This window comes from Shewanella sp. UCD-FRSSP16_17, from assembly GCF_001675935.1.
Taxonomy (GTDB): Bacteria; Pseudomonadota; Gammaproteobacteria; order Enterobacterales; family Shewanellaceae; genus Shewanella; species Shewanella japonica.
The window spans coordinates 376,073-388,477 of the sequence record NZ_LZFV01000046.1; the positions used below are offsets into that span (position 1 = coordinate 376,073).

Sequence of the window (12,405 nt, forward strand, 5' to 3'; positions counted from 1 at the left end):
TGCTAATTCATGAGTTTAATAGTCGACAAGTTTAACCGAAAAGTAGAATACTTACGTTTATCGGTCACTGACCGTTGTGATTTTCGCTGTGTATATTGCATGAGTGAAGATCCCAGCTTTTTACCAAGAGAACAGGTATTAAGCCTTGAAGAACTGGCATGGATTGCACAAGCTTTTACCGAATTAGGTGTAAAGAAAATTCGCTTAACTGGCGGTGAGCCTTTAGTTAGAACCGACTGTGACAAGTTAATTGAGTTACTCGGTCAACTACCGGGCTTAGATGACTTGTCGATGACCACTAATGGTTCGCGCTTAAGTAAGCTTGCTCAGCCAATGCATGATGCAGGCCTTAAGCGTCTAAACATCAGTTTAGATACCTTAAACCCTGATCTCTTTACCGAAATGACTCGCAATGGCAAAGTAGAACGAGTGATTGCGGGAATTGATGCAGCAAAAGCCGCAGGCTTTAAACACATCAAAATCAATGCGGTGATTTTGCGTGGCAAAAACGATCACGAAGTGATTGATTTAATCAATTTTTGCCGTGACCGTGAGTTAGATATTGCTTTCATTGAAGAAATGCCATTAGGTGTAATGGATGAGCGCAAACGTAGTCGTCACTGCTCAAGTGAAGAAGTCAGAGGACTAATTGAAGAAGCTTATCCATTAATTCCATCAAGTAAACGTACTGGCGGGCCTGCTCGCTATTACAAAATGGCCGACAGCAATATTCATATCGGTTTCATTTCACCTCACAGTAATAATTTCTGCCACGAATGTAATCGTGTTCGCGTGACGGTAGAAGGTCGTTTATTGTTATGTTTGGGCAACGAGAATTCGGTAGATTTAAAATCGATTGTGCGTGAATTTCCCGGGGATATCGGCAAACTCAAAGAGGCCATATTAGAAGGAATTCAACACAAGCCAAAAGAACATTACTTTGGCACCGATGATGACGTGCAAATCTTACGTTTTATGAATTCAACAGGCGGCTAGTGAACATCAACTTCAGTTAACGAAAGGTGATGCTAAATAATGCATCACCTTTTTTTGGATGACTCAGTCAACGCCATTTTCAACTAACGATAACTATTCACTTTTTGCTCACCAGTATTTTGCTATACACTTAGGGACACGATCGGACTCACAAGCAGTAATGCATTAGTTTATGGCTTTATCTCGTAAAAAATGGAACAACATTCTCATCATTGCCTGTGTCTTTATGGTTGCAGTGTTAACCTTTATCGACTCCAAAACCAATAAAGTGCCAGATGATGCTCATGCATTATTTGATGAAAGCAACCAATTAACCCAATTGCAATTTAATGGTATTTGGCTTAATAAATCAGCCTCTCAATGGCGTTGTGACGATAGCGTACTCAATTGCCAACCCCTTGCTACTGCTTGGTCAAAACTAATGGTTTCAGCAGTTCAAATGCCTGCGAATGAGATCCAATTGCTTACCGCCCCCGTAACATTGACCATTGCCATTAATCATCAACAACAAGCGCAGCATTGGCAGTACTATCCTGCTGAAGGGCTTTTACAATCGGCATCAAGCAATTGGTATCAAATACCACCAAGCTTACGCAGTGAGTTAGCACCGATTATCTCAACCCAATAATTATCATCATCTAGTGAGTAACGATAAAGACCAAGTAAACGCCACCAGCGTCAAACTTAGCTAATAGACAATAAATGGATTCATATGCCTGAGTTACCAGAAGTAGAAGTCACTAAGCAAGGTGTATCACCGCATCTTGTTGATCAAACCGTACGCGATTTAGTCATTAGAAACGCCTCTTTGCGTTGGCCTGTACCTGATATTTGTAAAAACATCATAGGGCAAACGATTAAGCAGGTTCGCCGCCGAGCCAAATACTTATTAATCGACACCGATGCGGGGATTACCATTGTCCACCTTGGTATGTCTGGCAGCTTACGCATCCTGCCAGCGAATACTCCCGTCGAGAAACATGATCATATCGACCTCGTATTAGAAAATGGCCGAGTTCTGAGATACAACGACCCTCGGCGATTTGGGGCTTGGCTTTGGTATGAGCTGCCAGAAGATGGACATCCGCTATTGTCAAAATTGGGTCCAGAGCCTCTTAGTGACGGCTTTAACCCACAACAGTTACAACAGGCATTAACCAATAAAAAGAAAGCCATCAAACTGTGTTTAATGGACAACCATATCGTGGTGGGCGTAGGAAACATTTACGCTAACGAAGCTCTTTTTGCAGCAGGTATTCATCCACAAGCGGCTGCAGGCAACATTGATATAGACAGGCTGACAATATTGGTCGCTGAAGTAAAACAAATCCTTGCTCAAGCCATTAAACAAGGTGGAACGACCTTAAAGGACTTTACAAATGCTGACGGTAAACCAGGCTATTTTGCACAAAAGCTCCATGTTTATGGACGCGGCGGTGAAACTTGCAGCGTATGCGGTAACTTACTCAGTGAAATAAAACTGGGGCAGCGGACTACGGTTTTTTGTGGTGTGTGCCAAAGCTATTAAGCTCACTAGACATTAGCCTGTGGAATTTTTCAGAAAGTAATTTAATGGAATAACGCTATTAAAAAGCCTCAAACAATGTTGAGGCTTTTTTAGCAAATCATCTTAGAACTTGTACTCGTAGCGCGTAAATAAAGTACCGTCGGTTTCAGAATCTTCCACTTCAAATTCAGATTGTGACACGGTGCCGCCAAAGGTCATCATACCGCTCATCAGTGGCATTCTGTAAGACAGCTCTAACATCAACAAATCTTCTTTAGGCGGCTGCGGCGCCCAGCCATGGCTTGGGCTTTCTCCATCTTTATTTAACTGTGCATACCTAAATATTGAGGTAAATGCATGGCTGTTTTTAAATTGCCCTACTAACCCTAAAGCATATACCTGCGCATCGCTGTCATAAGTACTGCCAAAGGCTCGGCCATGATAACGTGAGCCACTTTTATAGGTACTATGCTCATAAAAACAATTAAACTTGGTCGAGTCTTCACCACAAAAAACCATGGTGTCTGTGTACTCAAAAAACAATTTGTACTGTTGAGAGTCGAAACTAAAGCGAGTATCTACGCCGTACATTTTTCCACAATCGACAATTTCCCATGGGTCGCCTTTAGAGTCTTCACAGGTACGCTCTAAAAAGATCCCCACAGGGACATCCCAGAAGGTTTCTGAATAGCGTACATCGAAGCCTGCCATTTGGTTGCCATAGTTAGAACAGTCACCATCTTCAAAGCCGCGACAATCACGCTGCCCTGTAATAGACTTCCATGCACTATCTAAATCACACTCCTGACCTTCACCGCAAAATTGTGTGGTCCAAGAGAGGCCAATTTCAAGCTGTCTTAACGGTTTAATAGAAGCTCGTAAGTTCCATAACAACGCATGAGGAGCATACCTTTCTTCTTCCATCATGCTGATGCCACCAGTTAGTGTCCACGTACCTAACCATGATAACCAAGGTGTCTCAAAAGCTTCTGCACTGTTACGAGATACCATTAACGAAGGCATTGGACGGGCATTATTTGATTTATGTAAACCAGAATCAAACCCCGGCCCCCACCATTGCTCTATGGTGCCAGCCGTAATAATCCAGTTGCCTAACACCACGGCCATATATGAATCATCTAATCGAAATGTCTTATCATCTTGTGGGTCGTAATTTGCTGACGCTGTAACCTTATAAGCGAATCGCTCGCCAAGATATTCATGGGAAGCGGTGAGTTCACCTTTTTCACGATAATCTGAGCCAAAATGCTGAAAGCGAGCTTCATCAGTTGCTGCCGTTGCGGCAATTGTCGTATTACCTCTATTTTCAATTGCATTTTGGTAGTAAAAGTTAACCCTCGCAAAAGCATCAACTAGCGCCGGAGACATAATTGATGGCTCAGCTTTTCTCAAATCATTACCGATACCTGACCACATGAGCGGAAAAGTATTAATGGGGACGGTAATCACACCTGCATCGGCAAGCGCTTGAATGTCGGCACGAAGATAAATATCAGAAGTATCGACCCATGGGGCAGCCACAACAGAAGAACTTAAACAACACCCTGCTAGGCTCAGTGTGGTGAGATGTTTTCTAATAAATCGTTTTGATAACGTACACTTTTGAGATAACGACTGAGATAGTTTCATGCTGTGCTTAATAGGTAATTAAAAAGATTAACGTATTTGAAAAGTCCATTTCACGTTACGTTGCTAAGACTTGGTCGAGGCAATTTTATCCAACAAGGAAATCGCCACATCTTGGTGCACAAATTGACTCACATCGCCGCCGTGCAAAGCAACCTCTTTAACTAAAGTTGAAGAGATAAAAGAGTTTTCTTCGGCAGGTGTTAAAAACACACTTTCTAAATCAGGGCTTAATCGACGATTCATGTTGGCCAATTGAAATTCATATTCAAAGTCCGACACAGCTCTTAAACCACGCACAAGTACACTGGCTTGTTGTTCTTTAGCAAAATCAACCAACAATCCAGTAAAGCCGACAACTTCTACGTTGTCTAAATGTGCCGTCACAAGGTTCACTTGCTCCACTCTTTCTTCAAGCGTGAACATAGGCTTTTTGGACGGGTTTGAGGCAATACCAATGATAACGTGACGGAAAAGTCTCGCAGCACGTTCTATCAGATCAGCATGGCCATTGGTAACAGGGTCAAACGTTCCTGGATATATTGCACGTCTATGCATGTAAGTATTCGCTATATCAGTGAATTCAGTCCGTTGAAGAGTATATCATTCAGAACTAAACAAGGTTCATTATCGGTCAATTAAGCCGCCAAATAATACTACAAGGCCGACAATGACAGCAAAATTAATATCGATAAAATGGCTCGATAACGTAAATCAAATACTTTCAGTGCATGGTTATCATAAAAAATAACAGGTAAAATCAGCATTAATCCTATTTCGACCTGTATAGCTATTCAATTGAACTTACTCCCTTTTAAAGTTTTACTGGTTTTCGGCACCCGCCCAGAAGCAATTAAAATGAGCCCACTGGCAAAACTACTTGCTCAGCACCCTAGTTTAGAGGTGCGAGTTTGCGTTACAGGTCAACACCGAGAAATGCTAGACCAAGTATTAGGCTTATTTAATATTACCCCTGATTACGACCTGAACTTGATGAAGTCGCAACAATCTCTTGAATGGTTAACTTCCGCCATTATTGAGGGAACAAGCCAGGTTATTAACGACTTTCAACCTCAACTGGTGTTAGTTCATGGAGATACAACTACTTCATTTGCGGCTGCACTTGCCGCCTTCTATAAAAAAGTCGATGTGGGTCATGTTGAAGCAGGCCTCAGAACCGGCGATTTACAATCACCTTGGCCAGAAGAGGCCAATCGAAAACTGACAGCCACACTCGCTAAACACCATTTCGCGCCCACTCAAACGGCTGCAAATAACTTACTCGCTGAGGGGCATCAACCTGATAATATCCATATCACAGGCAATACCGTGATTGATGCGTTACTGCAAACAGTTGCTTCAAATCATGAAAATGGATTTCAGCCAACGGCATTAACTGAGCTACTTAACAGCGTAAGCTATCAAAAAGTGATACTGGTTACAGTCCACAGACGGGAAAATTTTGGCACAGGTTTTGAGAACATTTGTTTGGCATTACAAAAGATAGCCACTACATATCCTAATGTCGCTATCATCTATCCAGTACATTTAAATCCACAGGTGCAAGCCCCTGTGAATCAATACCTTGGTAATATTGATAACGTTCATCTCATTGCGCCACAAGATTACCCTTCTTTTGTTTATCTCATGGATCGTGCAGATATTATTTTAACCGACTCAGGAGGCGTCCAAGAGGAAGCACCAGCACTTCACAAACCCGTATTAGTGCTTAGAGATAAAACCGAACGTATTGAGGCGCTTGAAGCCGGAACCGTCAACCTTGTAGGAACCGATACTGATCGTATCATTAACGCTGTCACGACCTTACTTGAGCAACAAGAACAAAATACAAAACCTAGTAACCCTTATGGCGACGGACAAGCCTGTCAACTAATTCAAACGCAAATATTGCGCCATTACCAACTCATTTAATGCAGGCTAGTCCATGAAAAATATTTTTATCATCTATCGCTCAATGTTTACCCCACAAGGTGAGATACACACCATTGGCGGTATTGAAAACTATATTATGAGCCTCATTGAGACATTTAAGACTCAGCAATGGCGAACTCAAATTGTTCAACCTGCGAAAACGTCTTTTTGTCTTGAAAGAGAAGACGTGATTATCAATGGAGTCACAACAGGCATATATCGGGGAAATAGTAAAAAATTTGCGTTAGCGCAATGGGTTAAACAGCATGCTAAAGAAGGCGATGTGGTTATCTTCGCCACTGATTCTTATGCAGTCAAAATACCTGGACTCGCCACAGTCGGTATTCAACATGGCGTTTCATGGGATAAGCCACAATCCAATACGTCATTTTCAAAACAATTTTTGTCATCACTGCTAAATCATTATAAGTATCTAAAATTTGCTAGAAAAAGCGATACACTCATTTGCGTCGATCATAACTTTGTAAACTGGTATCGCACTTGGTGCAGCCCCCAAGCTCAACAAATCAAAGTCATCTATAATTTTTATCAACAACGATTAGCCACAGACCAGTTGCTACAGAAATGGACTCAATCGCCGCAAACTCTCAAACTCATCATAGCAAGACGGTTCGTTGACTACCGAGGTATTGCGATGATTGCGCCAGTGATTAAAAAACTGTTAAATCAATTTGAACACCTCGAGGTCACATTCGCTGGAGAGGGGCCACTTCAGCCTTTACTCGAAAAAGCCTTTGCAAAACATCCTCGAGTTACAATCACTCAGTATCAAGCTCAAGAAAGTTTTCACATCCACCAGCAACATCATATAGCGGTTATTCCAACCTTAGGCTCAGAAGGCACATCATTGTCCATGATTGAAGCCATGGCAGCGGGATGTTTGGTGATAAGTAGCAATGTAGGTGGCCTTTCAAACTTAATTATCGACGGCTATAACGGCCATTTGGTTATGCCTAATGCCAATGAGTTTGAACGGGTTATTTACCAAGCAATTAATGATATACACCAAACTCAACAGTTGGCAATCAATGGATATGAGTCAATTAAACACGTCTGCTCGCAAGCGCAATGGTCTCGGGCTTGGGTTGATGTCATAAACAGCTTACCTTCTAAAGCTTGTCATTAAATCTTGTTTATCAACTAAAAATCACAGCCACAAGAATCAAAAAAAGCGACAATATTGCTATTGTCGCTTTTAATGTAAAAACATTAATATTTAACGCTTTAACTGATTAATATCAGGTAGCTTATTTCTATTTATCCGCACGTTCGCTTCAAAACACACCTTTTGCCAAATACGTCTCACTGGATGTTTTTTAGCATTATTTCTATTTTCTAAAGTGCAGATTTCACTTTCAAAATCAGCCTCTAATACCGGAAAAGGTTTAACGACATAGCAAGCTAATGATTTTTCATACCAATACTGTATATCGATATCAATTGGCCTCGTAATCGGAGTGGCGCTAGCTAATAACTTTTGGGCCCCTGATAACGATACAAATTGCCCGCGAGTCGAAGACGGTAACTTTAAACAAGTCGACAATGAAAATAGCTCTGTTAACTCAATACTATCAATGACTTTTTTCTGCTTTCGTCCATGACATAACTTAATGTAATCCCATGAAGAAGGTAATTGGCTGATGCTCTGTATTAGTGAGAGTAACTCAGGGTTAAGCACTGAGTCATCCTCTAGAATAAGCGCAAAATCTAACCCTTGCGACACCATCATGTTCCAGCAGTTTATATGGCTCAGATAACAGCCAATTTCACCCACGTTAAGCACTTTATCGTACTTTACAAGATTCGCTTTTTCATTGAAGACAGCGTGGATTTCAGCATCATCTAGGTCTTTGCCATATACAGCCGGTACTCTTTCATAGTCTATATTGAGTAGTTCTAGCTGTTGACGCATAAAAGCCATTCTTTCGGTGCTTTTATCAAGATTTATTACAAACACTTTAAACTGCATAATGTCTCTTCTACCATCCTTGGGCTTATCTATATAATATTCTACACAGTCAAAAAGCGACTCATTGATGGTTCTTCATTTTGTCTGTAATACTCTACTTTGGCGTGATATTTAATTTTTGCTTTAACACGGTTGAACTAACATTAGGCGTGTAATCAAAATAAACCATTTCACACGTAACTGGTGGGTATTTCCCTTTCCAATCTGAACCAACTGAAATTGCATCAATATTATATTGATCAACTACTGCCTGCTTATTCTTATCAACCTGAGGGATCACTTCGTCAACGTAGCGGTTGGCTTCCAGAATCGAAATCCGTTCTTCAAATGGAATAATAGGAGGACGACCTTTGGAATTAATTATCACCTCATCGGTAGACACTCCCACGATAAGATAATCGCACAGCTCTTTGGTTTTCTTTAGAATATTCAAATGACCTTGATGAAAAATATCGAAACACCCAGATGTATACATTCGTCGATATTTCTTCGTTGTCTCTTTTGACTCAAGAGAAATGAAGTCACTTTTGAGGGTTTTTAATAACTCTTGCTGATAAATGTCATCAAGTTGCAATTCATTGGCAAGACTCGGCTGGTTCGGCCATTGTTTATCAGTAAACACTTTGTCACAGAATTCAACAGGTGACTCATAACGCGGTATCACATGAAAATGTACGTCAGGATCGACCATCATCAGCATCAAATAGTTAATTTTTGTATAATCAAAACGCTTTTTTAGCACTCTTTCGATATCAGAGATGATTAGTGACTGTTCGTCAGCAGCTTCTTTTGAAATCGAAGAATATTGATGCACACTCTCTTTACATATCAACACCATTGAACCTAATGTTGGTTGTTCAGGTCTGAGTAATAAATCCCAGTGCTGATAAGATTTAATAAGACTTTCAGGGTAGGCAAATTTTTTAAGCGTTACTTGAGGCATGAATTCAGTACACAGTAGAATTGTGGGAAACATTTTAGTTCAATATTGTAAAGCCGTCTACGAGTTAGTCTGTTTGAAAGTACCAATGTAACAAATCGGTAGTTGGAATTTGATTGCTTAAGATTAACTAACATATAATTAAACACTGTAAACATCTTTGAAGCATAATTAATAGGAATATCATGCTAATTTTTTTCGATACTCTCAATGTGTATTATCTTCCCCAGTACGTTCCTATTATTCAAGAATTAAAAAAACAAGGTCATTCTGTTAAACTCGTTTGTTATCATGAGCGCAATGAGAAGGATGTCGTTCAGCAAATTTTTAATAAATTAGATTTAGAGTGTCTTTGGGTTAATGATGATAGTGAAGCAGAAACACTCTACCTCGCTCAAAAACCTGACTGGATTTTCTTCGGTAATAAATGTACTTATCTCGACAGTATCCATCAGTACTCAAAAACGGCTCAACTTGGCCATGGTATAGGACCTAAACCTTCTTATTACCATAAATCTATCACTCCGATGACAGTAAGATTTATTGAAGGGTCGTTGCGGTTAGCCAAAATCAAAGAATTTTACCCTGACGATAACTTTGTTCAGGTCGGATTTTCAAAATTAGACCCAATCATTAATCATCAAGAGCCTGGGTTAGATTTAGACAAAATAGGTCTAGATAGTAATAAGAAAACGATTCTGTACGCTCCGACATTTAATCCGAGCTCCTTAGAATGTTTTCCTGATAATTGGCCGAAAGATTTTGCAGATTACAATATTCTTATTAAACCTCATTCGTTAACCCAGATGAGAGATAAATTCAAAAATCAACAGCTAAAATTAAAGAAATGGTCAGCATTTAGTAATGTATATGTTGCCTCTGCTGAAGATATTTCACTGCTCCCTTTTATGCAGAATGCAGATATTTTACTCAGTGAAGCATCCAGTACCTTATTCGAGTTTTCCGCATTGGCAAAACCGGTTATCGTATGCAATTTTTTTAAACTCAAATGGTCATATCGCGGCATTTTTCACTTTCGTTTTGTAAAGCGCTTCGGTAAAGATAATGTGCTTTATAGCGATATAGGGTTACATGTAAACAAATATTCTGAGTTGATTTCTGCTGTTCCACAACAATTATCTAATCCTGAACAATACGCTGCCAATAGGCAAATATATACGGATGAACATGTGGGCCCCACAGATGGTTTGGCATCTGTACGAATTGTGAATTATTTAGAAGATAATCGTTAATTTATTCTATAATCAAACATAATAAATAGTTCTGAAAAATGATGATATTTCGATTAACAATTGAATATTCGAATAACCAATATTAATCAAGATCTATTCAGGTTATCCTTTATTTATTATCTATAAACAGCAAACTGCCTTATGTCTATCATTTCGCCACAACAGTTAATAAACTGCAATCGACTACTTATCATATCGCCTTTTGCACTAGGCGATTTTCTTTACTTTAAGACATTTCTAATTGCGCTTAAACAACAACACCCACATATTGAAATCGATATTTGGCTAGATGATAACCGATGCAATAATGATGCTTGGCGTTTATCTCGCAGTAAAACCTTACAACAATGGATACAAGCTGAAGGGTGTTTTGGGTGCTGTTATGGTTGCACGGACTCCATAAAAAGCAGAGACGCTCAATTAAAAGAGGCACAAACAAAACAATATGACATTGTGATATGTCATTCTCCAGGCAACAAAGCGAAGCAATTTTCAGATATTGCCAGAACAATATCGCCTAAAGGTTATATTGTTTCAAGTATGACTAAAGTCCCTTATAAAGGTTTTTTGAATAAATTTTTATTTAGACGTACTAACGCAATCTATATATTAGATACAAAATTACTTGGCAATAACCACCATATAACCGATCGTTTTTATATGGTTGCAAATGCAATATTTGGGTTGATATTACCATCTGATAAAAAAATGCCTAGTCTGACTATTCCACTTGAGATTACTCAGCTTTCACAACAGTGGTTAAAAGATAACTTCCCCAAAAATAAAAGCGGAAAAACAATATTAATCAATCACCTATCAACAAGCTCAAAGCGTGATTGGAAAATTGAGCAAGTGATTGATTTAATCAATAAACTGCATACTCTAGACTCATCAACAAAATTCATTATCAATGTTACCAAAGAAAACTTTGATAAGATTCAAAGCATTCTTCAGGTGGCATTCAATGATATGCCTCAACCACCAGAAACTGCTGTATTCACGATACACAAACACTTCTTTGAATTACCTTCTATCATTGCAGCATCCGATTTTGTCATAACTGTCGAAACAGCAATCATGCACTTTGCTACCGCAAGCCAGACTCCATTAATATCATTAATGAGACCTAAAAAAAGTTATTGGGCTCCACCAACAAGCGCATCATCTAAAGTTTTATATGCACAAGAAGGCAAAATGCACGTTTCGGATATAAGTGTTGAAACAGTCTATGAGCAATATTTATCAATGAAAAAGTAACTATTGCCAGATAATTTATTAAAAGGTTTATTATGAAAAAAGCGATATTCACTCTCGCTATTGGGGATAACCCAATGTACAAAGCTGCAATTGAAACCTTCCATAAATATGGTGAGAGGGTAGGGGCAGATGTAATCATTTCAGACTCATTGCACTATAAACTTCATGTAAATAATAAAAAGTTTGATGCTAGCCCTGCCTGGTCTGAAAAACTGTATATAGCTGAAATACTGAAAGAATATGATCGCGTATTATACTTAGATGCAGATATGTTAATCACACCTTGGGCAGAGGATATATTTGAAAATTACCCCTTACTAGACACTATATACATGTTTAATGAAGGTGCTTATAAAGACCGCTCAGCTCAAGCCGAGCAAATCAATAAAGTTCTAGGGGACGTTCATTGGCCAAAAGAACAAGAAAAGATGGTTTATTTCAACTCTGGCATGATACTCGTTTCTAAGGAAACTGGATTATTTAATGATAATAGTGCAGAAGAAATGCAAAAAATCTGTAACGAAGTCAAATTTTACGACCAGACTTTTATTAACTATCTAATTAGAAGAGATAATATTAAAAATGTGAGTGTTGATAAAAGCTTCAATCGGATGCCACTCTTAGGAAATGATGATTATAAAGCAGCAAGCTTTATCCATTACGCAGGTAGAGGTTACAGAGAGAAAGTACCTATGCGTGATATGAAATACATCATAGATTATTGCGACATTTATAAAGATCAATTAAGCCAAAGTGAAGTATTAGAATACAAACAACAAGCTTGGCATTGGTACATGCTAAAGCAACAGCGTAAAACGAAGTTACCCATTCCACTTTTAAGCGCAGTTTTTGGGCTCTTCCACCCACAACATAAATATTAATT

General features: G+C 39.1%; 12 protein-coding genes. 8 read left to right on the forward strand and 4 right to left on the reverse strand.

The window, feature by feature from the left end:
• Nucleotides 1–9 precede the first annotated feature (9 nt).
• The 3 genes from moaA to mutM all read left to right on the forward strand — a co-directional run bounded on the left by moaA (nucleotide 10) and on the right by mutM (nucleotide 2,524).
• Nucleotides 10–996, forward strand: a complete 987-nt coding sequence (moaA, locus tag A9267_RS18775; RefSeq protein WP_065110291.1) for a GTP 3',8-cyclase MoaA — start codon at nucleotides 10–12, stop codon at nucleotides 994–996.
• 172 nt (nucleotides 997–1,168) lie between these two features.
• On the forward strand, nucleotides 1,169–1,624 hold the full coding sequence (locus A9267_RS18780) for a hypothetical protein (RefSeq protein ID WP_065110292.1): 456 nt from the start codon (nucleotides 1,169–1,171) through the stop codon (nucleotides 1,622–1,624).
• Nucleotides 1,625–1,708: 84 nt separating this feature from the next.
• Nucleotides 1,709–2,524: a bifunctional DNA-formamidopyrimidine glycosylase/DNA-(apurinic or apyrimidinic site) lyase gene (gene mutM / locus A9267_RS18785; protein ID WP_065110293.1), complete on the forward strand. Its 816-nt coding sequence runs from the start codon at nucleotides 1,709–1,711 to the stop codon at nucleotides 2,522–2,524.
• A gap of 102 nt (nucleotides 2,525–2,626) precedes the next feature.
• Here mutM and A9267_RS18790 read toward each other — a convergent pair whose 3' ends face one another.
• A complete protein-coding gene (locus A9267_RS18790) occupies nucleotides 2,627–4,153 on the reverse strand; it encodes a capsule assembly Wzi family protein (RefSeq protein ID WP_082972454.1) in 1,527 nt (508 codons plus the stop codon).
• Between the two features lie 63 nt (nucleotides 4,154–4,216).
• Complete coding sequence (coaD, locus tag A9267_RS18795) at nucleotides 4,217–4,708, reverse strand: pantetheine-phosphate adenylyltransferase (protein WP_055025835.1); 492 nt, start codon at nucleotides 4,706–4,708, stop codon at nucleotides 4,217–4,219.
• Nucleotides 4,709–4,948: 240 nt separating this feature from the next.
• On the opposite strand from coaD, the gene wecB reads away from it, so the two are divergent.
• Both wecB and A9267_RS18805 read left to right on the forward strand, forming a co-directional pair.
• Entirely contained in the window at nucleotides 4,949–6,082 is a 1,134-nt protein-coding gene (gene wecB, locus A9267_RS18800) for a non-hydrolyzing UDP-N-acetylglucosamine 2-epimerase (RefSeq protein ID WP_269454736.1), read from the forward strand.
• Between the two features lie 13 nt (nucleotides 6,083–6,095).
• On the forward strand, nucleotides 6,096–7,229 hold the full coding sequence (locus A9267_RS18805; RefSeq protein ID WP_065110294.1) for a glycosyltransferase family 4 protein: 1,134 nt from the start codon (nucleotides 6,096–6,098) through the stop codon (nucleotides 7,227–7,229).
• Nucleotides 7,230–7,319: 90 nt separating this feature from the next.
• Here the strand turns inward: A9267_RS18805 and A9267_RS18810 are convergent, their stop codons facing one another.
• Complete coding sequence (locus A9267_RS18810; protein WP_065110295.1) at nucleotides 7,320–8,072, reverse strand: glycosyltransferase family 25 protein; 753 nt, start codon at nucleotides 8,070–8,072, stop codon at nucleotides 7,320–7,322.
• 94 nt (nucleotides 8,073–8,166) lie between these two features.
• Complete coding sequence (locus A9267_RS22125) at nucleotides 8,167–9,048, reverse strand: adenylyltransferase/cytidyltransferase family protein (RefSeq protein ID WP_225442137.1); 882 nt, start codon at nucleotides 9,046–9,048, stop codon at nucleotides 8,167–8,169.
• Nucleotides 9,049–9,197: 149 nt separating this feature from the next.
• Between A9267_RS22125 and A9267_RS18820 the strand changes: the two genes are divergently transcribed.
• From A9267_RS18820 to A9267_RS18830, 3 genes are all read left to right on the forward strand, one after another.
• Nucleotides 9,198–10,265 (forward strand): CDP-glycerol glycerophosphotransferase family protein, encoded by a 1,068-nt coding sequence (locus tag A9267_RS18820; RefSeq protein WP_065110296.1) that lies wholly within the window; start codon nucleotides 9,198–9,200, stop codon nucleotides 10,263–10,265.
• A 141-nt stretch (nucleotides 10,266–10,406) separates the two neighbouring features.
• Complete coding sequence (locus tag A9267_RS18825; protein ID WP_065110297.1) at nucleotides 10,407–11,522, forward strand: glycosyltransferase family 9 protein; 1,116 nt, start codon at nucleotides 10,407–10,409, stop codon at nucleotides 11,520–11,522.
• 32 nt (nucleotides 11,523–11,554) lie between these two features.
• Entirely contained in the window at nucleotides 11,555–12,403 is an 849-nt protein-coding gene (locus A9267_RS18830; protein ID WP_065110298.1) for a glycosyltransferase, read from the forward strand.
• Nucleotides 12,404–12,405 lie beyond the last annotated feature (2 nt).

Bases quoted from the DNA above. Each gene is read 5' to 3' on its own strand.
- mutM (WP_065110293.1), top strand. From the start codon at position 1,709: ATGCCTGAGTTACCAGAAGTAGAAGTCACTAAGCAAGGTGTATCACCG.
- A9267_RS22125 (WP_225442137.1), bottom strand. From the start codon at position 9,048: ATGTTTCCCACAATTCTACTGTGTACTGAATTCATGCCTCAAGTAACG.
- A9267_RS18805 (WP_065110294.1), top strand. From the start codon at position 6,096: ATGAAAAATATTTTTATCATCTATCGCTCAATGTTTACCCCACAAGGT.
- A9267_RS18825 (WP_065110297.1), top strand. From the start codon at position 10,407: ATGTCTATCATTTCGCCACAACAGTTAATAAACTGCAATCGACTACTT.
- moaA (WP_065110291.1), top strand. From the start codon at position 10: ATGAGTTTAATAGTCGACAAGTTTAACCGAAAAGTAGAATACTTACGT.
- A9267_RS18790 (WP_082972454.1), bottom strand. From the start codon at position 4,153: ATGAAACTATCTCAGTCGTTATCTCAAAAGTGTACGTTATCAAAACGA.
- A9267_RS18820 (WP_065110296.1), top strand. From the start codon at position 9,198: ATGCTAATTTTTTTCGATACTCTCAATGTGTATTATCTTCCCCAGTAC.
- coaD (WP_055025835.1), bottom strand. From the start codon at position 4,708: ATGCATAGACGTGCAATATATCCAGGAACGTTTGACCCTGTTACCAAT.
- A9267_RS18810 (WP_065110295.1), bottom strand. From the start codon at position 8,072: ATGCAGTTTAAAGTGTTTGTAATAAATCTTGATAAAAGCACCGAAAGA.
- A9267_RS18780 (WP_065110292.1), top strand. From the start codon at position 1,169: ATGGCTTTATCTCGTAAAAAATGGAACAACATTCTCATCATTGCCTGT.
- A9267_RS18830 (WP_065110298.1), top strand. From the start codon at position 11,555: ATGAAAAAAGCGATATTCACTCTCGCTATTGGGGATAACCCAATGTAC.